The organism is Verminephrobacter eiseniae EF01-2, assembly GCF_000015565.1.
Taxonomy (GTDB): Bacteria; Pseudomonadota; Gammaproteobacteria; order Burkholderiales; family Burkholderiaceae_C; genus Acidovorax; species Acidovorax eiseniae.
In genome coordinates, this window is sequence record NC_008786.1 from 361,256 (window position 1) to 382,870 (window position 21,615).

22 protein-coding genes are annotated in these 21,615 nt (G+C 65.9%); 10 read left to right on the plus strand and 12 right to left on the minus strand.

Annotation, left to right across the window (positions count from 1 at the left end; translation table 11 throughout):
* Positions 1–12: 12 nt before the first annotated feature.
* Positions 13–1,125, minus strand: a complete 1,113-nt coding sequence (locus VEIS_RS01580) for an ABC transporter substrate-binding protein (RefSeq protein ID WP_232287816.1) — start codon at positions 1,123–1,125, stop codon at positions 13–15.
* Between the two features lie 232 nt (positions 1,126–1,357).
* On the opposite strand from VEIS_RS01580, the gene VEIS_RS01585 reads away from it, so the two are divergent.
* The 3 genes from VEIS_RS01585 to VEIS_RS01595 all read left to right on the plus strand — a co-directional run bounded on the left by VEIS_RS01585 (position 1,358) and on the right by VEIS_RS01595 (position 4,235).
* Positions 1,358–2,140: an IclR family transcriptional regulator gene (locus VEIS_RS01585; RefSeq protein WP_041949725.1), complete on the plus strand. Its 783-nt coding sequence runs from the start codon at positions 1,358–1,360 to the stop codon at positions 2,138–2,140.
* A 322-nt stretch (positions 2,141–2,462) separates the two neighbouring features.
* Positions 2,463–3,194 carry a CoA pyrophosphatase gene (locus VEIS_RS01590; RefSeq protein WP_011808126.1) on the plus strand — a complete coding sequence of 244 codons (732 nt, stop codon included), beginning with the start codon at positions 2,463–2,465 and terminating at the stop codon, positions 3,192–3,194.
* Between the two features lie 54 nt (positions 3,195–3,248).
* Positions 3,249–4,235, plus strand: a complete 987-nt coding sequence (locus VEIS_RS01595) for a CobD/CbiB family protein (RefSeq protein ID WP_041949726.1) — start codon at positions 3,249–3,251, stop codon at positions 4,233–4,235.
* Between the two features lie 19 nt (positions 4,236–4,254).
* Here VEIS_RS01595 and rsgA read toward each other — a convergent pair whose 3' ends face one another.
* The 4 genes from rsgA to VEIS_RS25180 are packed head-to-tail and all read right to left on the minus strand — an operon-like array spanning position 4,255 to position 7,070.
* Positions 4,255–5,199 (minus strand): ribosome small subunit-dependent GTPase A, encoded by a 945-nt coding sequence (gene rsgA, locus VEIS_RS01600; RefSeq protein ID WP_011808128.1) that lies wholly within the window; start codon positions 5,197–5,199, stop codon positions 4,255–4,257.
* Between the two features lie 40 nt (positions 5,200–5,239).
* On the minus strand, positions 5,240–5,575 hold the full coding sequence (locus tag VEIS_RS01605; RefSeq protein ID WP_011808129.1) for a 4a-hydroxytetrahydrobiopterin dehydratase: 336 nt from the start codon (positions 5,573–5,575) through the stop codon (positions 5,240–5,242).
* A complete protein-coding gene (locus tag VEIS_RS01610; RefSeq protein ID WP_011808130.1) occupies positions 5,575–6,879 on the minus strand; it encodes a M48 family metallopeptidase in 1,305 nt (434 codons plus the stop codon). Before VEIS_RS01610 ends, VEIS_RS01605 begins: the two co-directional genes overlap by 1 nt.
* On the minus strand, positions 6,846–7,070 hold the full coding sequence (locus VEIS_RS25180) for a hypothetical protein (RefSeq protein ID WP_157048348.1): 225 nt from the start codon (positions 7,068–7,070) through the stop codon (positions 6,846–6,848). Before VEIS_RS25180 ends, VEIS_RS01610 begins: the two co-directional genes overlap by 34 nt.
* Before the next feature lie 90 nt (positions 7,071–7,160).
* Here VEIS_RS25180 and orn point away from each other — a divergent pair, with 90 nt between their 5' ends.
* Complete coding sequence (gene orn, locus VEIS_RS01620; protein ID WP_011808131.1) at positions 7,161–7,748, plus strand: oligoribonuclease; 588 nt, start codon at positions 7,161–7,163, stop codon at positions 7,746–7,748.
* Positions 7,749–8,055: 307 nt separating this feature from the next.
* Entirely contained in the window at positions 8,056–9,861 is a 1,806-nt protein-coding gene (locus tag VEIS_RS01625; protein WP_041950405.1) for a DEAD/DEAH box helicase, read from the plus strand.
* A 57-nt stretch (positions 9,862–9,918) separates the two neighbouring features.
* Here the strand turns inward: VEIS_RS01625 and VEIS_RS01630 are convergent, their stop codons facing one another.
* The 7 genes from VEIS_RS01630 to VEIS_RS01655 all read right to left on the minus strand — a co-directional run bounded on the left by VEIS_RS01630 (position 9,919) and on the right by VEIS_RS01655 (position 16,659).
* Positions 9,919–10,998 carry a branched-chain amino acid ABC transporter permease gene (locus VEIS_RS01630; protein ID WP_011808133.1) on the minus strand — a complete coding sequence of 360 codons (1,080 nt, stop codon included), beginning with the start codon at positions 10,996–10,998 and terminating at the stop codon, positions 9,919–9,921.
* Positions 10,991–11,170 (minus strand): hypothetical protein, encoded by a 180-nt coding sequence (locus VEIS_RS25185; protein ID WP_083758545.1) that lies wholly within the window; start codon positions 11,168–11,170, stop codon positions 10,991–10,993. Before VEIS_RS25185 ends, VEIS_RS01630 begins: the two co-directional genes overlap by 8 nt.
* A 163-nt stretch (positions 11,171–11,333) precedes the next feature.
* Entirely contained in the window at positions 11,334–12,317 is a 984-nt protein-coding gene (locus VEIS_RS01635; RefSeq protein ID WP_011808135.1) for a branched-chain amino acid ABC transporter permease, read from the minus strand.
* 105 nt (positions 12,318–12,422) lie between these two features.
* Positions 12,423–13,154, minus strand: coding sequence for an ABC transporter ATP-binding protein (locus VEIS_RS01640; RefSeq protein ID WP_011808136.1), 732 nt, complete (start codon positions 13,152–13,154; stop codon positions 12,423–12,425).
* Positions 13,151–13,975: an ABC transporter ATP-binding protein gene (locus VEIS_RS01645; RefSeq protein ID WP_049774017.1), complete on the minus strand. Its 825-nt coding sequence runs from the start codon at positions 13,973–13,975 to the stop codon at positions 13,151–13,153. Before VEIS_RS01645 ends, VEIS_RS01640 begins: the two co-directional genes overlap by 4 nt.
* A gap of 72 nt (positions 13,976–14,047) precedes the next feature.
* A complete protein-coding gene (locus VEIS_RS01650; protein WP_011808138.1) occupies positions 14,048–15,259 on the minus strand; it encodes a substrate-binding domain-containing protein in 1,212 nt (403 codons plus the stop codon).
* A gap of 200 nt (positions 15,260–15,459) precedes the next feature.
* On the minus strand, positions 15,460–16,659 hold the full coding sequence (locus VEIS_RS01655) for a substrate-binding domain-containing protein (protein ID WP_011808139.1): 1,200 nt from the start codon (positions 16,657–16,659) through the stop codon (positions 15,460–15,462).
* A gap of 569 nt (positions 16,660–17,228) precedes the next feature.
* Here VEIS_RS01655 and speB point away from each other — a divergent pair.
* The 5 genes from speB to VEIS_RS01685 all read left to right on the plus strand — a co-directional run bounded on the left by speB (position 17,229) and on the right by VEIS_RS01685 (position 21,608).
* A complete protein-coding gene (speB, locus tag VEIS_RS01665) occupies positions 17,229–18,188 on the plus strand; it encodes an agmatinase (RefSeq protein WP_041949729.1) in 960 nt (319 codons plus the stop codon).
* A gap of 304 nt (positions 18,189–18,492) precedes the next feature.
* The gene (locus VEIS_RS01670; RefSeq protein ID WP_041949730.1) at positions 18,493–19,278 is read left to right on the plus strand and encodes an ABC transporter substrate-binding protein; all 786 of its coding nucleotides are present in this window, start codon (positions 18,493–18,495) and stop codon (positions 19,276–19,278) included.
* Between the two features lie 39 nt (positions 19,279–19,317).
* Positions 19,318–20,022, plus strand: a complete 705-nt coding sequence (locus tag VEIS_RS01675; RefSeq protein WP_011808143.1) for an ABC transporter permease — start codon at positions 19,318–19,320, stop codon at positions 20,020–20,022.
* Positions 20,019–20,729 carry an ABC transporter permease gene (locus VEIS_RS01680; RefSeq protein ID WP_011808144.1) on the plus strand — a complete coding sequence of 237 codons (711 nt, stop codon included), beginning with the start codon at positions 20,019–20,021 and terminating at the stop codon, positions 20,727–20,729. The genes VEIS_RS01675 and VEIS_RS01680 overlap by 4 nt, the downstream gene beginning before the upstream one ends.
* A gap of 21 nt (positions 20,730–20,750) precedes the next feature.
* Positions 20,751–21,608, plus strand: coding sequence for an ABC transporter ATP-binding protein (locus VEIS_RS01685; RefSeq protein ID WP_011808145.1), 858 nt, complete (start codon positions 20,751–20,753; stop codon positions 21,606–21,608).
* Positions 21,609–21,615 lie beyond the last annotated feature (7 nt).

The window sequence follows — 21,615 nt, forward strand, 5'->3', positions numbered from 1 at the left end:
GCGCCCAGGGCCTCAGTCGAAGGGCAGCCAGACGCGCTTGCCGTTGCGGACGATCGCCAGCCCGATCCTGAAGGTCGATCCACCCTTCGCATCGAACTTGACCATGGTGTTGGCCGGGCCCTGGACCAGCGGCACGTCGCTCATCTTGATCAGCTCGGCGCGCACCTGCTCTCCGTCGAGTTTCGCGGCGCGGCGCGCGGCCTCGATGAGCAGGTGCATCGAGTCGTAGCCGAGCGCAGTAAAGACATCGGGCTCTTTCTTGTAGCGCTCGCGGAACATCCTGGTGAACTTCTGGCCGAATTCATTCGGCGTGGACGGCTCGAACATGGACGAGACGGCGAAGCCCTCCGACGCATGGCCCGTGAGCTGGATCAGTTTGTCGCTCATCATCGAGCCCGATCCGACGAGTTGCGTCTTGAGGCCGACTTCGGATGCCTGGCGGATCACCTGCACCCCGGCATCCATCAGTCCCGCCAGATAGATCGCCTCGGGCTGCCTGGCGCGCACCTTGGTCAGCACCGAATAGAAGTCGCGCTCGTCGGTGTTGTAGATTTCCTCCGCCACGACCTGCCCGCCGAACCGCGGGATGTCCTTGCGCATCTGCTCGGCCAGGGACATGCCGTAGGGTGAGTTTTCATAGATCACGGCGACCTTTTTCGCCTTGAGCTTTTGCACGATGTCGCGCGCCGACTGCTCGCCCTGTTCGATGCTGCCAGGGAAAGCGCGGAAGAACCACGGGTCGCCCGGCGTGTTGGCGTCCGTGGCGGACACGGAAGTGGAGCCGCCGGAGACCACGGGAACCTTGAACTCCCTGGCGACCTTGGTCGCGGCAATCGCCGCCGCGCTGATATAGGAGCCGCTGATGCCAATGACCTTGTTCGACTCCACCAGCCTGCGCGCGCCGGTCACGGCCTTGGTGGTGAGCCCTTCGTCGTCTTCCTCGAACAGTTGCACCTTCTTGCCCTTGACTCCGCCCTGCGCATTCGCTTCCTCGGCCGCGAGCCGCATGCCTTCAACGATGGATGTGCCGGAAAGCGCAGCCGGACCCGTCAGCGGAAGCAGCACGCCAAACCGCACCGTGTCCTGGGCCAGCGCGGACGACGGCATCCATGCCGCTGCGGACAAGGCCAGCAGGGCCTTGGGGATGAACGAAGTTTTCATGCCATCGACTCCTTGGGTTGATGAAGCGGCGCAAGCACAAAGGCACTTGCTTCGTGTCTACCTCAGGTCATAATGTATTGATTAGCAATACATTACTATCAATTGGTAATCTTAAATGTCTTTTTTCCATTGGTCAAGCATCAAAAATCAGAGGCATGGCGTAGCATCGGACAGGCGGGCACAGGCGCCGCGACACATGAAGGAGCAGTTTTTGGGTTCGGATAACTTGTTCGTGCAATCGCTTGCCAAAGGCATTGGATTGCTGGAAGCCCTGGGAGCGCGCCCCGGTGCCCTGAGCCTGACCGACTTGGCCGACCTGACGGGAATGGATCGCAGCACGACGCAGCGCATGACGCATACGCTGGTGCAGTTGGGCTATATCGAGAAGGGCGCCAACGGCCGCGGCTTCGTGCCGGGCCGCAAGATCCTCGATCGCACCTTCGACTACCTCAGCCACAACCTGCTGATCGAACGGGCGAGCCCGATCCTGACAGACCTGCAGCGCGAGGCCGGCGAGCGCGTGGACCTGAGCCTGTTCGACGACCTGTCCATCATTTACGCTTGGCGGCGCCAGACGAAGCGGCAGACCTTCTTTGCCACGCTGGTGGGACGCCGGATCCCGTGCTATTGCTCGTCAGGGGGAAGGGCGATCATGTCGCACCTGCCGCAGCAGCGCGTCGACGACATCCTTGCGCGTTCGACGCTGCGACCGATCACGCCCAAGACCGAAACCGATGTGGCGGTCATCAAGCGCCGTATCGCACAGGCGCGGGAGTCGAATTACGCGCTGGCCCTGGAGGAAACACTGCTGGGCGAAATCGCGGTGGGCTGCGCGATCCTCGACCATGACCGGCAGCCGATGGCCGCGCTGCACATCGCCGGATCGCTGTCAGAGTGGACTGTGGAGGCCTTCGTCCAGCGCTTCACGCCGTTGGCCATCGAAGCGGCGCGTGCGCTCGGAGGCGGCATACCGCGTTAAGGCCGGCGCCAACACCGCCAGCACCTGGCTACAGGCATGGTCTGACGTTGCTGCGTTGCGGCTTGTCTCCAACCCTTGCTGCGTTGCAGCGACCGCGCGCTGCATGGCCGGCACGGTCCATCGCCTTTGACGGTCAATGGTTATACTTGCCCGGCAGTCTTGCTCCCCGCCGCCCGCCGCTCTTGCCCACCCTTGCCGCCCCCTTGCCGCCTTCATACTGCCGGCACCGGGGTCCGGCCTGCCAGGGACCCCTGCCATTCAACGCTGAACCCGCTGCGGCCCGTCCCTTGGCGGGTTGTTCGTCGCCTCCGGTTCCCGATTCATGAACCCCTCTCCTGCCCGTGGCGCCACTCCTGCCGCCTCGCCGGTGATCGCGCCGCTGTCGAGCCTGGCCGGTTTCGACCCCCGCCTGGTGCCGGTGCGCTGCGTGGATGCGCATCTGCCGGTGGTGCCGCCAGAGGCGCAGACGCCCCAGGCGCTGCGTGCGCGTTTTGCCAATCCGCCGCCGTGGGAACCCGAAGTGGTGCTGGAGCGGAAATTCATCGAACGCGCGCCGGCACGGGCCTCGGTGCTGCTGGCCATCGTGCTGCGCGAGCAGCCCATGGTGCTGCTGACCGAGCGCACGGCGCATCTGTCCACGCATTCGGGGCAGGTGGCTTTTCCCGGCGGCCGGGCCGACCCGCAAGATGCGTCTGCCACCGACACGGCTTTGCGCGAGGCGCAGGAAGAAGTCGGGCTCGAGCCCGGGTTCGTCGAGGTGCTGGGCACCCTGTCCACCTATCTGACCGGGTCGGCCTTCATCATCACCCCGGTGGTGGGGCTGGTGCAGCCGGGCTGTGTGCTCCGGCCCAATCCCTGCGAAGTGGCACAACTGTTCGAGGTGCCGCTGGCCTTTTTGCTCGACCCGGCCAACCACCGGCGCCATGTGTTCGATCGTGATGGCGTGCGCCGGGAATGGTTTTCCATGCCCTATCAGGACGGCGACAAAAACCACTACATCTGGGGAGCCACCGCCGGCATGTTGCGCAATTTCTATCGCTTCATGCGGGCATGACGCTGCTGGCGTGCGCGCCAGGGCATGGACCATCCATCGGTATCATTGCCCCCCATGAGTTTCTTTGCCATCTTGTTTGCGCTGCTGATCGAGCAGGCCCGTCCGCTGGCGCGCAGCAATCCGATTCACGCCGGTCTGCGCGCCTGGGCCTTGTCGGTGAGCCGCAACTTCGATACCGGCAAACCGCAGCATGGTTGGCTGGCATGGTGCCTGGCCGTGCTGGTGCCGGCCTGCGCGACGCTGGCCATGCATTGGCTTTTGCTGTGGGGGCCGGGCTGGCCGTTTGCGATGCTGTGGAGCGTGGCGGTGCTGTACGTCACGCTCGGGTTTCGGCAGTTCAGTCACCATTTCACGGGCATTCGCGATGCGCTCGAAGGGGGCGACGAGGACGATGCCCGCGCGCGCCTGGCGCACTGGCAGCAGGTCGATGTGGGCCTGCTGCCCAGGCGCGAGATCGTGCGCCATGTGATCGAGTACTCGGTGCTGGCGGCGCACCGGCATGTGTTTGGCGTGCTCGCCTGGTTCTCGGTGCTGGCGGCGCTCGGCCTGGGGCCGACGGGCGCGGTGCTGTACCGGCTGTCGGAGTTCGTCGCGCGCCACTGGCATCCCCGGCCGCGCATGGGGCCGGCTCTGGCCAGTGCGTCGCTGCAACAGGCTTCGGCCCGGGCCTGGACGGTGATCGACTGGCTGCCGGCCCGCCTCACGGCGCTGAGCTTTGCCGTGGTGGGCAGTTTCGAGGAGGCCATCGAGGGCTGGCGCTTTCACGCGCAGCGCTTTCCGAACGACAACGACGGCGTGGTGCTGGCGGCCACCGCCGGGGCCATCGATGTGCGTCTTGGTGGTGAGGCATTGAAGGCGCACGCCGGGATGCGCACTTCGCAGGGGCTGGAGATCGATTCCGACATGGATGACAGCGATGCCACCCCGGGCCGCGAGCCCGAAGTGGGCCACCTGCGCAGCGTGGTCGGCCTGGTATGGCGCTCGGTGGTGGTCTGGATGCTGTTGCTGGCCTTGCTCACGCTGGCGCGCCTGCTCGGCTGAGCCGGCGCGGGCCGGCTCGTCAATAGCGCGTGTGGCTCAGTTCGGCGAACAAGTCGCTGTAAATCTTGTGGCGTATGGCGCTGGCACCATCTGCGCCAGCGCCTTTCTTGACGGCCTCCAGGACGCCGCAGCCCGGTTCGTGCAAATGCGTGCAGTTGTAGAACTTGCAATGGCCGGCATGTGCGGCGATGTCGGGCATGCAGGCGGCCAGTTGCATCGGAGCAATGTGCTGCAGGCCGAACTCCTGGAAACCCGGCGAGTCGATCAGCGCGCTGGTGCGCGCCTGATCGATCCAGTACCAGTGGGTGCTGGTGGTGGTGTGCCGGCCGGAGTTCAGCGCCTGGGATAGCGCGCCGGTCAGCACGGCGGCGCCCGGCACCAGCAGATTGATCAGCGTGCTCTTGCCCGAGCCCGAGGGGCCCAGTACCAGCGTGGTCTTGGCGGTCAGTTGCTGCATCAGCGCGGCCCGATCCACAGCGCTGGACAGGGCCAGCGACAAAGGCAGCACGCCATAGTGCTGGCCGGCGCCCATGCGGCGATAAGGCAGCAGGCGCTCCCAGGCCCGCGCGAAGGATTCGGCCAGGTCGCTCTTGTTCAGCGCAATCAGCGGCCTGATGCCCGCCGCCTCGGCAGCGATCAGCGCGCGCGCCAGTTGGCTTTCGGAAAACACCGGCTCGGCGGCAATCAGGATCAGCACCTGATCGAGGTTGGCCGCGAACGATTTGGTGCGGATCGTGTCCTGGCGGTAAAAGAGGTTGCGCCGCTGCAGCACCTTCTCGATGCTGCCCGCTGCGCCCTGACCGGGCGGTGCTGCCTGCCACAGCACATGGTCGCCGACCACGGCCTGGCTCTTCTTGCCACGGGGGTGGCAGATGCGGCGCTCGCCGTCGGGCGTTTCCACCATGCAGTGGCGCCCATGGCTGGCGACCACGGTGCCCTCGATCAGGGCGCTGCGTTCAGCCATGGTGTCTGCGCTTGGGCCATGCGGTCATGCGGTCATGCGCTCAGGCCAGCAGCGCATCGAACCGAGCGGCGCAATCGAAGTCGGTGGCCGAGATGCCGCGCACATCGTGCGTGTTCAGCCGCACCACGCAGCGGTCGTAGTGCACCGACAGATCGGGGTGGTGGTCCTGGGCATGGACGATGAAGGCCAGCGCGTTCACGAACGCGATGGTTTCGTAGTAGCTGGCGAAGTGGTAGGTCTTCTGCAGCGCCACGTCGGCGCCATCGCCGCTCAGGCGCCAGCCCTGGAGTTGGGCCAGCCGGGCGACGACCTCGGTCGCAGTCAGCGCGCGGCGGGCCGGCGCAGCTTCATCTTGGGTCTTCGGCATGGCGCTCATCAGCCGTTGCCGGCAGGTATGCGCGCCAGCCTCTCGGCAGCGGGTGGATGCGAATAGTGGAACCGCACATACACCGGATCGGGCGTGAGCGTGGCGGCGCTGCCCTCGTACAGCTTGAGCAGCGCCGATGACAGATCAGCGCCGCTGGCCTGGGCCACGGCGTAGGCATCGGCCTGGAATTCATGGCGGCGCGACAGTTGCGCGAGCAGCGGCGCCATAAAGAAAGTGAACACCGGCACCACCAGCAGGAACAGCAGCAAAGCCAGCGCATCATTGGGCGCGGCGGCCAGCGCAGGGTCCAACGCGATGCCCGGGCGCACGCCCAGCCCGATGTAGAACCACATTTGGCCCGAGAGCCAGCCCAGCAAGGCAAAGCCCGCCAGGCTCAGCGCCGACATGAGTGCGATGCGCCAGGTGATGTGGCGGTGCTTGAAATGCCCCAATTCATGGGCCAGCACCGCCTGCACCTCGCCCGGTGTCAACTGCTGCAGCAGCGTGTCGTGGAACACCACGCGCCTGGCGGCGCCGAATCCGGTGAAGTAGGCATTGGCATGGGCGCTGCGGCGGCTGCCATCCATCACGAACAGGCCCTTGGCCGAAAAGCCGCAGCGCTGCATCAATGCGCTCACGCCAGCCTGGAGCGCCGGGTCTTGCAGCGGCCGGAACTCGTTGAACAACGGGGCGATGAAGGTCGGATAGACCAGCATCAGCAGCAGTTGCAAGCCCATCCACAAGCCCCAGGCCCAGAGCCACCACAGCGGGCCTGCGGCAGCCATCAGCCACAGGATCAGCGCCGCGATCGGCAGACCGATGAGCACCCCCAGCAGCAGCCCCTTGAGCGCATCGACCAGCCACAGGCGCAGCGTCATCCGGTTGAAGCCAAAGCGCTGCTCGAGCGCAAAGATCCGGTACAGCGACAGGGGCAGGTCGATCAGGCCGCCGATGGCGGCGAAGGCCAGCAGCAAGGCCAGTTGCTGCAGCAGCCCCGCGCCGGAGACGGCCAGCAGCGCCTGGTTCAGCGCATCCAGGCCGCCCAGCAGGGTCCAGCCCAGCACGGCGACGGCGCCCAGGGCCATCTCCAGCACCCCCAGCCGCGCCTTGGCGATGGTGTAGTCCGCCGCCTTCTGGTGCGTGGCCAATGCGATGCGCCCGGCAAACCGTGCCGGCACCTCGGCGCGGTGGCGCGCCACATACCGTATCTGGCGCGTGACGAGCCAGAATTTGAGCGCCAGACCCAGCACCAACGCAACGGCAAAGGCCAGTGTGAGCCCTATGGCGGGGGAAAGGTCTTCGAGGGCGAACATGTGGGGCGAGTGTAGCCTGCCTGTTTCACTGGTGTCGCGTCACCGATCAGATGTCGTAGGCTGCGCGCAGCCATCGGAGCGCAGCGCAAGGCGCATCGCGCAGCCAATACCAAGCGTATTGGCAAGCGATGCAACGCCGCGATGCGCTTCGATGGCCAGCGCAGACCGACAGATGATCGGTGACGCGACACCAGGGGTGCGCTGGGGGCAGGTCTGCGCCGACCAGCGCCAACGCGCGCCCCCCGGCCAACGCATCAAACCAAGCCAAGCCATCGGCGACAATGCGCGCCATGCCAGAAACCACCCCCCCCAGCCCGTGCACGCTTGCAAAATCCGACCAGAACCTGGTCTGGCTCGATTGCGAAATGACCGGCCTCACGCCCGATACCGACCGTTTGCTGGAGATTGCCGTTGTCGTGACCGGCCCGAATCTGGAGCCGCGCATCGCAGGGCCGGTGCTCGTCATCCACCAGTCGCAGGAGTGGCTCGACAAGATGGACGCCTGGAACAAGGGCACCCATGGCCGCAGCGGGTTGATCGACAAGGTCAAGGCATCGGGCATCACGGAGGCGCAGGCCGAGCAGCAGATCATTGCCTTCCTGAGCCAGTATGTGCCCAAGGGCCAGGTGCCGATGTGCGGCAACAGCATCGGGCAAGACAGACGCTTTCTGGCGCGCTACATGCCCGAGCTCGAGCGCTTCTTTCATTACCGCAACGTGGACGTGAGCACCCTCAAGGAACTGGCCAAGCGCTGGAAACCGCAGGTCTGCGCCGGCTTCAAAAAAGCACAAAAGCACACCGCCCTGGCCGATGTGAACGAGTCGATCGACGAACTGGCGCATTACCGCAAGCATCTGCTGGCGGTTTGATGCGCCGTGCGGGGGATGAAATAGGGCTTGCGGGGAAACCCTGATTCATGCGATAGTTGCGGGCTGCACAGGGCACAGCGCCCCGCGCAGATGCACATCTGCCCTCACACATTGGGCTGGTAGGGGACTGGCAGGCGGCCAGCGGACTGCCGACGGGCTACCCGACTGTTGCAACAGTGCCGGGCTGGCCCAATGCCCACCCACCCGCATACGCCCCGAGCGCAGGCAGGTTTCGTTTGATGGTTGGTGTTTTCTTAACCATTGACGAAACCCTCGCAGGCCCATGCCTGCGACCATGAAAGAAATCATGTCCGACACCTCTTTGGTGCAGCGCGACTTTGCGCCTGTGCAAACTACTCCCTCGCCTGCGCAAACCACTCCCTCGCCTGTGCAAACTGCCTCCTCGCCTGCGCCAACCACTTCCGCGCCCGTGCAAATTGCTTGCGCGCCTGCACCCATGACTCCCGCCCCTGCGCCAACCCCCTCTGCTGCCGATGACGCCGCGCCGAACGGCTTTATCGAGATGGGCCTGGCGCCCGAGTTGGTGCGGGCCGTGGCCGACCTGGGCTACACCGGGCCCACCATCGTGCAGCGCAAAGCCATTCCGCTGGCCATGGGCGCGGGCCATGGCGCCACCCGATTCATTGATCTGATGGTGTCCAGCCAGACCGGCAGCGGCAAGACAGCGGCCTATTTGCTGCCGCTGCTGCACACGCTGATCGGCCAGCAGGCCCAGGTCCAGGCCCAAGAGCGCGCGGCCCTGGAGCGCGCCGCAGCAGACGCGGCAACCCGCGACGCACCGGCGCCGAAGCGGCCCAAGCGCAAAGACCCCATGCACACGCGCCATTTCAAGGCCGCCACCCCGGGGGCATTGATCCTGTGCCCGACACGCGAGTTGGCGCAGCAAGTGGCGCATGATGCGATTGACTTGGCCAGGCATTGCCGTGGCCTGCGCGTGGCCAATGTGGTCGGCGGCATGCCTTACCAGATGCAGATTGCCAAGTTGCAGAACGCCAGCCTGGTGGTGGCCACCCCCGGGCGCCTGCTGGACTTGCAGCGCTCGATGCAGATCAAGCTCGACAAGGTGCAGTTCCTGGTGGTCGACGAAGCCGACCGCATGCTCGATCTGGGTTTCTCGGACGATCTGGCCGAGATCAACCAACTGACCAGCCAGCGCCAGCAGACCATGATGTTCAGCGCCACTTTCGCCCCCCGCATCCAGCAACTGGCGCTGCGCGTGATGCACGATGGCGGTTCGTCGGTGCAAAAGCTGACCATCGATTCGCCGCAAGAAAAGCACGCCAACATCCGGCAGATGCTGTACTGGGCCGACAACGCCCAGCACAAGCGCAAGCTGCTCGACCACTGGCTGCGCGACACCCAGATCAACCAGGCCATCGTGTTCGCCAGCACCCAGGTGGAGTGCGATGCCCTGGCGGGCGAACTGCAACAGGCCGGCTTCTCGGCAGTGGCACTGCATGGCGCACTGAACCAGGGTCTGCGCAACCGCCGCCTGACGGCGTTGCGCGACGGCCAGGTGCAGATTCTGGTGGCCACCGACGTGGCCGCGCGCGGCATCGACGTGCCCACGATCACCCATGTGTTCAATTTCGGTCTGCCGATGAAGGCCGAGGACTACACCCACCGCATTGGCCGCACCGGCCGCGCGGGCCGCGATGGCCTGGCCATCAGCTTTGCCGAGTTCCGCGACCGGCGCAAGATTCACGACATCGAGTCGTTCAGCCGCCAGTCATTCAAGGCCGAGGTGATTCCCGGCCTGGAGCCTGCGCAACGCCCGCCCCAGGCCCCGCGCAGCGCCGACTTTGGCGGCCGGGGTCGCCCGGGGGGTTACGAGCGCGATGGCCGCGAGCGCAGGTTCGGCGGCCCGGCCCGTGGCGACGACCGTGGCTTTGCGCCCCGCCGTGAGGCGCAGGGCCATGGCCGCAAGCCCGGTTTTGGCGACGCCGGCCGCAGCGGCTTTGCTCCCCGTGGCGCTGTCGGCGCTGCCGCCGGCGCGGCGCGCAAGCCCGGCTTTGCCCGGCCGGCAGGCGGTGGCGGCAAGCCCTTCGTGGCGCATGAGGCGCGCAGGCGCACGGCACGCCCGGAGCGTTGATTGCGCGGGCGGCCCGCGCATCGATCGCGTTCGGCGGCCCGCGCGCATCGATCGCGCTCAGCGGCCCTGCTGCTGCGGTTGCGCCGCCGCGCGCAGCCGCCCCACCACGCCGGAGGGGAAGTAGTACACCGACACGACGAACAGCAGGCCCAGCCAGAGCAGCCAGCGGTCCGGCGACAGCAATGCCGACAGCCAGGGCAGCCGGGATGCGGCCTCGCTGCCCAGACGCAGCAGGTCTTGCAGGTAGCTTTGCGCCGCCAGAAAGAGCACGCTGCCGATGACCGGACCGTAGATCGTGCCCATGCCGCCGATCACCACGATCAGCAGGCAGTCGATCATGATCTCGAAACTCAGCGACACGTCCGGCCCGTTGTAGCGCAGCCAGAGCGCCAGCATGGCCCCTGCCATGGTGGCAAACAGGGCCGACAGCACGCTCGACAGCGTGCGGTAGAGCACCACGCGGTAGCCGATGGCTTCGGCGCGGAACTCGTTCTCGCGGATGGCTTGCAGCACGCGGCCGAACGGCGAGTTCACAATGCGCAGCAGCGCCAGCACCAGCACCAAGGCGCTGGCGAACAGCAGGTAATAGCACAGCAGCCGGCCATCGAGCGCGACGCCCGGAAAGGGCTGCCCGAAAAACTCGAAATCGGGCGAAAGGAGCGCGGGCAGATTGAACGTCAGCCCGTCTTCACCGCCGGTGATGTCCGGCAACTGCGAGGCCAGCGTCTGGAACGCCGAGGCCACGGCCAACGTGATCATCGCAAAGAAGATGGCGCGCACCCTGAGCGAGAACAGCCCCATCGCCAGCGACAGCAGCAGTGACAGCAGCAGCGCGCCGCCCAACCCCAGCGCCAGCGCCGGCCAGGTAGGCCCCAGGCGCGTGCTGGCCACGGCGATGCCGTAGGCCCCGATGCCAAAGAACATGGTGTGCGCAAAGCTGACGATGCCGGTGTAGCCCAGCAGCAGGTCGAAACTGGCCACCAGCACCACGAAGACCAGCACCTTGGCCGCCACCGACAGGGCCTTGACCCCGGGCAACAGAAAGGGCGCCAACGCCAGGCCCAGCAAGACCGCGATCAGGATCACCGCCAGCGGCTTGCTGCGCGGGTAGTCGTTCGACACGAGACGATCAAGCACGGGTTGCTCCTGGTGTCGCGTCACCGATCATCTGTCGGTCCGCGCTGGCCATCGAAACGCATCGCGGCGTTGCATCGCTGGCCAATACGCTCGATATCGGCTGCGCGCTGCGCCTTGCGCTGCGCTCCGATGGCTGCGCGCAGCCTGCGACATCTGATCGGTGACGCGACATTGGCGCACCGCCGCGCCAATGACTGCGGACGACACGGCGCCTTGCGCGCCAGGCAGGCGTTGCCAATCCCCGCGACATACGGCAGGCAGCGCGGGGATTTTCGCCTTGCCCTGACACGAAACGCATTGATTTCATTTTGTGCAGCCATTTGCCGGACGGCACGTCAGCGGTTGACCACCGGGTACAGGCCCTGCGGGCGCCACAGCAGGATGGCCGCCATCAGCGCGATGTTGGAAAACAGCGCCACCTTCGGCGCCAGAAAACCGGTGTAGTTGGCCACCAGGCCCACCAGCAGCGCGCCGATCAGCGCCCCGCCAGTCGCGCCCAGGCCACCGATGATGATCACGATGAAGATCAGCACATTCACCTGCGTGCCCATTTGCGGCACCAGGTATTGCTGGTACAGGCCCCACATCACGCCGCCCAGGCCGGCCAGCGCCGAGCCGAGCACGAACACCGCGACGAACAGGCGGCGGATGCGGTAGCCCAGCGCCTCGACCATCTCGCGGTCCTGCACGCCGGCGCGGATCAGCAGGCCGAGCTTGGTGCGCGCCAGCATCCAGGCCAGCGCGCCGAACACCAGCAGGCCCACGGCCACGGCGACCAGGCGGTATTTCTCGATCGCGGCGTCGCCCATCAGCAGCGCGCCGCGCAGGCCCTCGGGCAGCGGCAGCGGAATCTGCGCCGGGCCCCAGATGAGCTTGATCAGTTCTTCGCCAATGATCATGCCGCCCATGGTGATCAGGATCTGCTTGAGATGCTGGCCGTACACCGGCCGCACGATGCAGCGCTCGAACGCCAGGCCCACGGCGGCGGCCACCGCCATGGCCACCAGCATCGCGGACAGCACCGCGACCAGGTTGCGCCAGAGTTGCTCCGAGCCGGTCCAGTCGCCCATCGCGCCCAACACCGTGCTGGCGATGAAAGCGCCCAGCGTGATGAACAGGCCGTGGCCGAAGTTGAGCACATCCATCAGGCCGAAAACCAGCGTCAGGCCCGAGGCGATGATGAAGATGATCATGCCCATCGCCAGCCCGGCCACCGTGAGCGTGAGCCAGGTGCCGGGCGAGCCGATCAGCGGCAGCACCAGCAGGGCCAGCGCCGGCACCAGCGCCAGCGGCGCCCAGTCACGGTCGCGCAGGGCCATGGTGCTGTCCTCGTTGCGTGCCCGTCGCAGGCGCCCTGGCTGCCATGCCCTCGATGGCCAAAAGCAAAAGCAAATCGGGCGCCACAGGCCGGAAAGACCGGAGGCTCATAGCGCCAACCCGAGCAGCGCGCGCTGCAGCGCCGCGTCCTGCGCCAGCGCGGCCATGCTGCCCGCATGCACCACGCGGCCGTTGTCCATCACGGCCACGCTGTCGCCGAGCCGCTGCGCAAAGTGCAGGTTCTGCTCGACGAGCAAGATGGCAACGCCACTGCTCCTGAGCTGCACCAGGGCCTCGATCATGCGGTCGATGATGGCGGGCGCCAGGCCCTTGCCAGGCTCGTCCAGGAGCAGCAGCGCGCGCGGCTCGACGATGGCGCGGCCCACGGCCAGCATCTGCTTTTGCCCGCCCGAGAGCTTGCCCGCCGGGTGGTTCCAGAACTTTTCCAGCGCCGGAAACAGCCCGAAGATCCACTGCAGCCGCTGCGCGTCGATCTGCGCGGCGCGGCGCGCCTGGCGCGCCGCCAGCAGCATGTTTTCCTTGACGCTGAGGTCGGCAAAGATGCCCATGTTCTCGGGCACATAGGCGATGCCCAGGCGCGCGATCTGCGCCGTGGCCAGGGCCGTGATGTCCTGGCCGGCGCAGTGGATGCTGCCCCGGGACGCCTGCCACAGGCCCATGATGGTGCGCAGCGTGGTGGTCTTGCCGGCGCCGTTGCGGCCCAGCAGCAAGGTGATCTGGCCCGGGGGAACTGCCAAGTCCACGCCGTGCAGGATATGGTAGGCCCCGATATGGGTGTGCACGGCGCGCAGTTCGAGCAGCGGCGTCTGGGGGTTCATGGGGCGGCCATGCCGGTCCGGAGGGGCCAGGGGGTCTGGAGAGTCTGGAGGGTCGAAGGGGCCTGTGCCGTGCCCAGATACGCCTGCTGCACCACGGGCGAGGCCATCACCTCGGCCGGTGCGCCGTCCGCCACCAGGCGGCCGTTGGTCAGCACGATGACGCGGTCGGCCAGTTCCCGCACCACCTCCATCTTGTGCTCCACCAGCAGGATGATTTTGCTGCGGTCTTGCTTGAGCGCGCGGATCAGGTTCAGGATCACCGGCGCCTCGTCCTGGCCCATGCCGGCCGTGGGCTCGTCGAACAGGTAGACCTGCGGCTCGAGCGCCATCAGCAGCGCCACCTCCAGCTTGCGCTGGTCGGCATGTGGCAGGCTGGCCGCAGGGCTGTCGGCGCGCTCCGTCATGGCCAGCGTCTGCAGGATCAGCCGGGCACGCTCTGTCAGCGCCTGGTGGTCGCTCCAGATGCTCCACAGGTTCAGCCCCCGGCGGTGCCGGCCCGCTTGCCTGGCCTGCACCGCCAGGCGCAGGTTCTCCAGCACGCTGAGACGGGGGAACAGTTGGGTCAGTTGGAACGCCCGGCCCAGCCCGGCATGCGTGCGCGCCGCGACCGACAGCCGCGTCAGGTCCTGCCCGCCCAGCATGACGCTGCCGCTGCTGGCGCGCAGTTGCCCGCAGATCAGGTTGAAGTAGGTGGTCTTGCCGGCGCCGTTGGGCCCCACGATGGCGGTCAACTGGCCCGGCTCGAAACTGCAACTGAGGCCATCGACCGCCACATGGCCGCCAAAGCGGATGCTCAAGTCCTTGGTGACCAAGCGGCTCACCGGGGCACCTTCGGCTGCGGTATCAGCGCCTGCGGGCGGCCGTGCGGCGCTCATGGTGCGTTCATGGCGCGCTCATTGGCGCCGGTTGCGGATCGGCACATTCATCTCTTGCGCCCCGATCTCGCGCACCAGCACGGGCACGCCCCAGGGGAAGGCCGGGTCGACCTCGATCCTGAAGTGGTACATGCTCTGCATCGCTTGGTGGTCTTCCTTGCGAAAGTACATCCGGCCCTTGGGGGTGTCGAACTCCATGCCCTCCATGGTCTTGATCAGCAGGCGGCTGTCGGTGTCGCCCTTGGTGGCCTCGAGCGCCGTGACCAAGGCCATGGCCGCGCTGAAGCCGCCGGCGGTGAAAAAATCCGGCGGCGTCTTGTACGCCTTGTAATGCGCGGCCACCAGGGCCTGGTTGACCGGGTTCTTCGGGATGCCGAAGTAGTAATAGGTGGCGCCTTCCATGCCGGGGAAGTTCTTGTACGTGACCAGGCCGGGCAAGGTGCTGCCGCCGGAGGTGATCTCGATGCCATAGCGCTTCAAGTCCATGTCGGCAATCTTGAACGGATTGCTGTTCGGGTTGGCCCAGAGGATGAAGATCAGCTTGCGCCCGGGCAGGTCCTTGAGCTTGTCGATCAGGCGTTGCGCACCGGCGGTGAAGTCGGTGGTGTTGGTCGGCAGGTATTCCTCGTGCACCAGCCGGGCGTGCCGGAGCACGTCCTTGAAAGCCTTTATGCCGTCGCGGCCAAATGCGTAGTCCGGCGCCAGCGTGGCCACCGAGACGCCGGGCTTGTCGATGGCCGCAGCGTTGGCGATGGCGTCCTGGCTGCTGTTGCGGCCGGTGCGAAAGATGTACGGGTTCCATTTGTCGCCGGTGATGGAGTCGGCCACGGCGGGCTCGACCAGCAAGATCTTCTTGTACTCCTGCGCCACCGGCAGCATGGCCAGCGCCACGCTCGACAACGCCGGGCCGATGGCAATGTCGGCCTTGTCATCGGCGTAGGCCGCAGCCAGCAGGCTGCGCCCCAAGTCGGGTTTGCCCTGGTCGTCTTTTTCGATCAGCACCAGCTTTTTGCCATGGACCATCATGCTGCCGCCCGTGGCGTAGTCCAGGCCCAGCAGCAGGCCGGCCCGGGTCTGCATGCTCAGGGATTGCTGCGGGCCGGTCTTGCTGTGGATATGGGCGATGCGGATCTCGCCGGTTTGCGCAAAGGCAGCGGCGGCGGCGGAAATGGCAAGGGCAAGGGCAAGGGCCGCAAGGGCTGCGCGTGCGGGCAGATGGTGGTGGCGCATGGCGGATGTCTTGTCTTGCCGGTGCCCGGCAGTGTGCCTGATGTTCGCACGGGTTCGCACGCGCCATATGCAGGGTTTTCCAGCCATCCGCTGCGTCGGGCGATCACTGTTGCACCCGGTTTTCGGTGGCTGGCACGCGGCTTGGGTTGCGCTGCCCGGCACGCGCCACAGGCCCCCGCTCCCGGGGTGTTCAGGGACATTCACTGGCGCCGGTTGCGGATCGGCACATTCATCTCTTGCGCCCCGATCTCGCGCACCAGCGCGGGCACGCCCCAGGGGAGGGCCGGGTCGACCTCGATCCTGAAGTGGTACATGCTCTGCATCGCTTGGTGGTCTTCCTTGCGAAAGTGCATCCGGCCCTTGGGGGTGTCGAACTCCATGCCCTCCATGGTCTTGATCAGCAGGCGGCTGTCGGTGTCGCCCTTGGTGGCCTCGAGCGCCGTGACCAAGGCCATGGCCGCGCTGAAGCCACCGGCGGTGAAAAAGTCCGGCGGCGTCTTGTACGCCTTGTAATGCGCGGCCACCAGGGCCTGGTTGACCGGGTTCTTCGGGATGCCGAAGTAGTAGTAGGTGGCGCCTTCCATGCCGGGGAAGTTCTTGTACGCAGCCATGCCGGACAGGGTATTGCCGCCGGTGGTGATCTCGATGCCGTAGCGCTTCAAGTCCATGTCGGCGATCTTGAACGGATTGCCGGCGCCGGCCCAGAGGATGAAGATCAGTTTGCGCCCGGGCAGGCCCTTGAGCTTGTCGATCAGGCGTTGCGCACCGGCGGTGAAGTCGGTGGTGTTGGTCGGCAGGTATTCCTCGTGCACCAGCCGGGCGTGCTGAAGTGCGTCCTTGAAGGCTTTCACACCGTCGCGGCCAAAGGCATAGTCCTGCGCCAGCGTGGCCACCGAGACGCCGGGCTTGTCGATGGCCGCAGCGTTGGCGATGGCGTCCTGGCTGCTGTTGCGGCCGGTGCGAAAGATGTACGGGCTCCATTTGTCGCCGGTGATGGAGTCGGCCACGGCAGGCTCGACCAGCAAGATTTTCTTGTACTCCTGCGCCACCGGCAGCATGGCCAGCGCCACGCCCGACGACGAAGGGCCTACGGCAATGTCGGCCTTGTCATCGGCGTAGGCCGCAGCCAGCAGGCTGCGACCCAAGTCGGGCTTGCCCTGGTCGTCTTTTTCGATCAGCACCAGCTTTTTGCCATCGACCATCATGCTGCCGCCCGTGGCGTAATTCAGGCCCATCGACAGGCCGGTCTGGGTCTGCATGCCATAGGCTTGCAGCGGGCCGGTCTTGCTGTAGACATGGGCGATGCGGATCTCGCCGGTTTGCGCAAAGACAGCGGCGGCGGAAATGGCAAGGGCAAGGACTGCAAGGGCGGCGCGTGCGGGCAGATGGCGGCGGTGCATGAGGGTGTCTCCGGTGCTCAACGGTACGCCTGATGTTCGCACGGGATGGATGCAGGGGTTCAGCCATCCGTCAAGATGGGTGACTCCCGTTGCGCCGGATTTTCAGTTGCTGGGGCCTGGTTGCTGGCGCCCGGCTTGGGCGGCGATGCCTGCCGGGCAGACAGCGCCCCTCCCGATCAGCCATCCCGTCACGACATCGATGCCTGAAACACCCGCCACACGGCGAACCCGGCCGGCGGCGCTGTAGCGCCCGTTCTCGCCCGTTCTCGCCCGTTTGCGCCCGTTTGCGCCACCCACCGCCACCTGGGCCTGCATGGCCTGCTGAAGTCGAAGTGGTGCGGCATGGTGCCCGTCCATGGCGCTGCATCGACGCCCATCAATGTGCACTTTTCATCTCGATGATGGAACGCAGCAGGCTGCGGCCCTACGATGCGTTCCATCCTGCCCGCCAACGCACCAGCGCCAAACCGAACCATGTTCTTGGGTCTTTGCATGAACCAACGCAAGCCACTCGGCGGCAGCGCCGTTCCCGGTTCCGTGCCTGGTTTTTCTTGCCGGTAGCGCAGCCCATGTCCGAGGGCCTGCATCAACCTTTGGGGGGCAATCAAATGCCCCGGTTTGGCGGCCTGGCGACGATGATGCGCCTGCCGTCGGTCGACGATCCGGCGGCGCTGGATGTCGGCTTCGTCGGGGTGCCCCTCGATCTGGGCACATCCCATCGATCCGGCACCCGTTTCGGCCCGCGCCAGATCCGCGCCGAGTCGGTGCTGCTGCGGCCGTACCAGATGGCGACCCGGGCGGCGCCCTTCGATGCGTTGCGCGTGGCCGACCTCGGCGACGTGGCGATCAACCCCTACAACCTGATCGACTCGATCGCGCGCATCGAGCGCGCCTTCGATGCCATCGTGGCGGCCGGCTGCAGGCCGATCACGCTGGGCGGCGACCACACGATCACGCTGCCGATCCTGCGCGCGCTGCACAGGCGGCATGGCCCGATCGGGCTGATCCACATCGACGCGCACGCCGATGTCAACGACACCATGTTCGGCGAAAAACTGGCGCATGGCACGACCTTTCGCCGCGCGCAGGAGGAGGGGCTGCTGGATCCGCTGCGGGTGGCGCAGATCGGTCTGCGCGGCACGGGCTACACGGCGCAGGACTTCGATTGGTGCCGCGACCAGGGGTTTCGTGTGGTGCAGGTGGAGGAATGCTGGGGCCGATCGCTGATGCCGTTGATGCAGGAACTGCGCGCGCGGGTCGGTGGCGGCCCGGTGTACTTCACGCTCGACATCGATGGCATCGACCCGGCCTATGCCCCCGGCACCGGAACCCCGGAGATCGCGGGGCTGACCGTGCCGCAGACGCTGGAGCTGATCCGCGGCGCCTGGGGGTTGAACCTGGTGGGCGCGGATGTGGTGGAGGTGTCCCCGCCCTACGACCCGCTTGGCAACACCGCATTGCTGGCCGCCAACCTGGCTTTCGAGTTGCTGTGCGTGATGCCCGGCGTCCCCAGGCGCACCTGCGCGTAGCGCTGGCCACCGTTTGTGCGTAGCGCTGGCCACTGTTTGCGCGTAGCGCTGGTCACTGTGGTTACGGCCGTTGTATCGGTGGGCACGGAACATGCGTCGCGCCTGGGTTGGGGGTCTGGAGATCGGTATGCGCCATGGCCTGGAGCCACCTGCCGCCACTGGTTTTTCGGCAAAACGCCCGGGGCGGTTTCAAGCGCAGTGGCCGCAGGGACATGGGGCTTGCAGGCGTTCCGGAAACTGCGCCATCGTTGCGGCCACGCTGACCGGCCGACTTTTTTCTGAACGCAATCCGAAGGAGACCCGCATGTTCCGTTATCTGTGGTGCCTGTTGTCTGCCATCGCCCTGAGTGCGATGGCGCTGTCCGTCGATGCCAAAAGCTACAAGGAAATCACGATTGCGACGGACGCGACCTATCCGCCCTTCGAGTCGGTGGCAGCCGATGGCCAGTTGGTCGGTTTCGAGATCGACCTCAGCCACGCCCTTTGCGAAGAGCTCAAGCTCAAGTGCAGGCTGATCAACGCCTCCTTCGATACCTTGATCCCCGGGCTGGTCACCAGGAAATCCGACGCGCTGATTACCTCCATGAACATCAACGATGAGCGCAAGCGCGTGATCGACTTCACCGATCCCTACTACCGGATGGAAAGCCGTTTCGTTGCCAGGAAAGGCGCCGGCATCGTCATCTCTGCCGCAGGTTTGACCGGCAAGACGATCGCGGTGCAGGCCGGAACGTTGCAAGCGAGCTATGTGCGCAAGGTCTACGGTGACGTGGCCCGGATCAAGTATTACCAGGGCGGCAGCGAGCCCTTCCTGGAATTGCTCAGCGGCCGCGCGGATCTGCATTTCGGCTTCATCGTGCAGGTCAACGACAGCTTTCTGAGCAAGGATGGAAAGGACTTCGAGTTCATCGGCCCGACCTTGTCCGGCAAGGATGACAAGACCCTGGGCGAGGGCGTGGCGATCGCGATTCGCAAAGAGGACAAGGAACTCAAAGCACTGCTCAACCAAGGTCTGCAAACGTTGCGCAAGAATGGAACCATGAAAAAGATCAACGACAAATACTTCCCCTTCACCCTGGTGATGGATTGAGCCTGGCGCCACGCCCGCCACACCGGACAGGGAGCAGCGATGGAATATTTCTGGAACGTCCTGGCCGCCGCCTCGGTCACGCTGGAAATGGCCGCAGGGTCGTTGCTGGCGGCCATCGCCTTGGGCCTTTCGGGGGCCTGGGCCAAGCTCTGCGGCGGTCGATGGCTGGCGGCTGTGGCGGGCGCTTACACGACGCTGGTCAGAGGTGTGCCCGACCTGGTCCTGATGCTGCTGTTCTTCTACGGCGTTCCGGCGCTGGTCCAACTGGCGCTGGACAAATCGGGCAGCGATGCCGGCTTCGATGTCTCCCCGCTTGGCGCGGGACTGGCGACCCTGGGGCTGATTTTCGGGGGCTATCTGACCGAGACCTTTCGCGGCGCAATCCTGGCCATTCCGAAAGGGCAAATCGAAGCGGCCTGCGCTTTTGGACTGGGCCGCCTGCGGATCGCCTGGCGCATCGTGCTGCCGCAGATGGCTCGTCTGGCGCTGCCGGGCTTTACCAATACCTGGCTGGTCCTGGTGAAATCCACCGCGCTGGTTTCCGTGTTGGGTCTGGAGGACATCATGTTCCGGGCCAAGAACGCGGCGCAGGCCACGCGCCAGCCTTTTACGTTCTTTCTGCTGACTGCGGCCGTTTACCTGTCGATCACCACCGTTTCGATGCTGGCGCTGCGCTGGCTGGAACGCCGTGGCGCCCACGACACCAGGCGGGCGCCTTCAGACCGGGCGGGACGAGCGGCATGAACTGGGACCTGATCGCAGCGCATTGGCTGCTGTTCGCGCACGGTGTCGCGCTCTCGTTGGCGCTGACCGCAGGCACGGCGGTGCTCGGTTTGCTGATGTCGGTGCCGTTGGCTTTTGCGCGCCACTCGACCCGCCGCCTGTGCTCGCAGCCGGTGGCTGCGTTCACCTTCGTCGTCCGTGGCACGCCGTGCCTGGTGCAGTTGTACCTCGTCTACTATGGCCTGTCGCAGTTCGAGGCGGTGCGCAACAGCTGGCTGTGGCCCTGGCTCACGAATGCCAGCTTTTGTGCGCTGCTGACCTTTGCGATCAATACGACGGCCTACACCACCGAGATTCTTTCTGGCGCATTGGCCCGCTTGCCGCCGGGAGAAATCGAGGCCGGGCAAAGTTTTGGCATGTCGCGCTGGACCTTGGTGCGCCGTATCCAGGTGCCGGCGATGCTGCGCCGCGCATTGCCGCAGTACGCCAACGAGATCATCATGCTGCTGCACATGACCTCGCTGGCGGGCCTGGTCACATTGCTCGACATCACCGGGGCCGCCCGCTTCATCAACGCGGAGTTTTATCTGGCTTTCGAGCCCTTCATCACCGCCGGCGCTTTGTACCTGGCGATCACGCTGGTGCTGGTCCGATGCTTTGGTGCCGCCGAGAATCGCTGGCTCGCGCATCTGCGGCCCAGGCACAGCCCGATCCAGATGCGCTCTTGAACTTCGTCACCGGACCTTTGCATGAACATACCGACAGACGCCAGCGCCCGGCCGGCGCAAGCAGGCCCGGTCCCCGCCGGCAGGGACGGCGCCGCAGCCATCGAGGCAACGGCCACCTGCCCGCTGCAACTGAGAAATCTGCACAAGCGCTACGGCAGCCACGAAGTATTGCAGGGCGTGTCCTTGACGGCCCGCAAAGGCCAGGTGCTGAGCATCATCGGCTCCAGCGGGTCGGGCAAAAGCACATTGCTGCGCTGCATCAACCTGCTGGAACAGCCCACGCAAGGCGAGATCGTGGTCAATGGCGAGCGCTTGCGCTTGAAGCGCGCCGCGCATGGCGACCTGGAATGCGTCGATCGCAAGCAATTGCAGCGCGTGCGCACGAAGTTGGCGATGGTGTTCCAGGGCTTCAATCTCTGGTCGCACATGACGGTGCTGGAGAACATCATCGAAGCGCCGGTGCATGTGCTCGGAATGAGCAAGGCGCGCGCGCTGCAAGCGGCCGAGGCCTATCTGCACAAGGTCGGTTTGTACGAGCGCCGTGACTATTACCCCGCGCATCTTTCCGGCGGACAGCAGCAACGGGCAGCCATCGCCAGGGCATTGGCGGTCGAGCCGGATGTCTTGTTGTTTGACGAGCCGACCTCGGCACTCGATCCCGAACTGGTCACCGAAGTGCTGCGTGTCATGCAGTCGCTGGCACAAGAGGGGCGCACCATGGTGGTGGTGACCCACGAAATGGGTTTTGCGCGCAGCGTCTCGAACCATGTGATCTTCTTGCACCGTGGGCTGATCGAAGAAGAAGGCGACCCGGCGCAGGTGCTGCGCCAGCCCCGCAGCGAACGGCTGCGGCAATTTCTCAGCGGCTCGCTGAAATAGCAGGGAA

Coding starts and splice junctions, on each gene's coding strand:
- VEIS_RS01585 (WP_041949725.1), top strand. CDS start 1,358: ATGAAGGAGCAGTTTTTGGGTTCGGATAACTTGTTCGTGCAATCGCTT.
- VEIS_RS01590 (WP_011808126.1), top strand. CDS start 2,463: ATGAACCCCTCTCCTGCCCGTGGCGCCACTCCTGCCGCCTCGCCGGTG.
- VEIS_RS01595 (WP_041949726.1), top strand. CDS start 3,249: ATGAGTTTCTTTGCCATCTTGTTTGCGCTGCTGATCGAGCAGGCCCGT.
- rsgA (WP_011808128.1), bottom strand. CDS start 5,199: ATGGCTGAACGCAGCGCCCTGATCGAGGGCACCGTGGTCGCCAGCCAT.
- VEIS_RS01605 (WP_011808129.1), bottom strand. CDS start 5,575: ATGAGCGCCATGCCGAAGACCCAAGATGAAGCTGCGCCGGCCCGCCGC.
- VEIS_RS01610 (WP_011808130.1), bottom strand. CDS start 6,879: ATGTTCGCCCTCGAAGACCTTTCCCCCGCCATAGGGCTCACACTGGCC.
- orn (WP_011808131.1), top strand. CDS start 7,161: ATGCGCGCCATGCCAGAAACCACCCCCCCCAGCCCGTGCACGCTTGCA.
- VEIS_RS01625 (WP_041950405.1), top strand. CDS start 8,056: ATGTCCGACACCTCTTTGGTGCAGCGCGACTTTGCGCCTGTGCAAACT.
- VEIS_RS25185 (WP_083758545.1), bottom strand. CDS start 11,170: ATGTCGCGTCACCGATCAGATGTCGCAGGCTGCGCGCAGCCATCGGAG.
- VEIS_RS01635 (WP_011808135.1), bottom strand. CDS start 12,317: ATGGCCCTGCGCGACCGTGACTGGGCGCCGCTGGCGCTGGTGCCGGCG.
- VEIS_RS01640 (WP_011808136.1), bottom strand. CDS start 13,154: ATGAACCCCCAGACGCCGCTGCTCGAACTGCGCGCCGTGCACACCCAT.
- VEIS_RS01650 (WP_011808138.1), bottom strand. CDS start 15,259: ATGCGCCACCACCATCTGCCCGCACGCGCAGCCCTTGCGGCCCTTGCC.
- VEIS_RS01655 (WP_011808139.1), bottom strand. CDS start 16,659: ATGCACCGCCGCCATCTGCCCGCACGCGCCGCCCTTGCAGTCCTTGCC.
- speB (WP_041949729.1), top strand. CDS start 17,229: ATGTCCGAGGGCCTGCATCAACCTTTGGGGGGCAATCAAATGCCCCGG.
- VEIS_RS01670 (WP_041949730.1), top strand. CDS start 18,493: ATGTTCCGTTATCTGTGGTGCCTGTTGTCTGCCATCGCCCTGAGTGCG.
- VEIS_RS01675 (WP_011808143.1), top strand. CDS start 19,318: ATGGAATATTTCTGGAACGTCCTGGCCGCCGCCTCGGTCACGCTGGAA.
- VEIS_RS01680 (WP_011808144.1), top strand. CDS start 20,019: ATGAACTGGGACCTGATCGCAGCGCATTGGCTGCTGTTCGCGCACGGT.
- VEIS_RS01685 (WP_011808145.1), top strand. CDS start 20,751: ATGAACATACCGACAGACGCCAGCGCCCGGCCGGCGCAAGCAGGCCCG.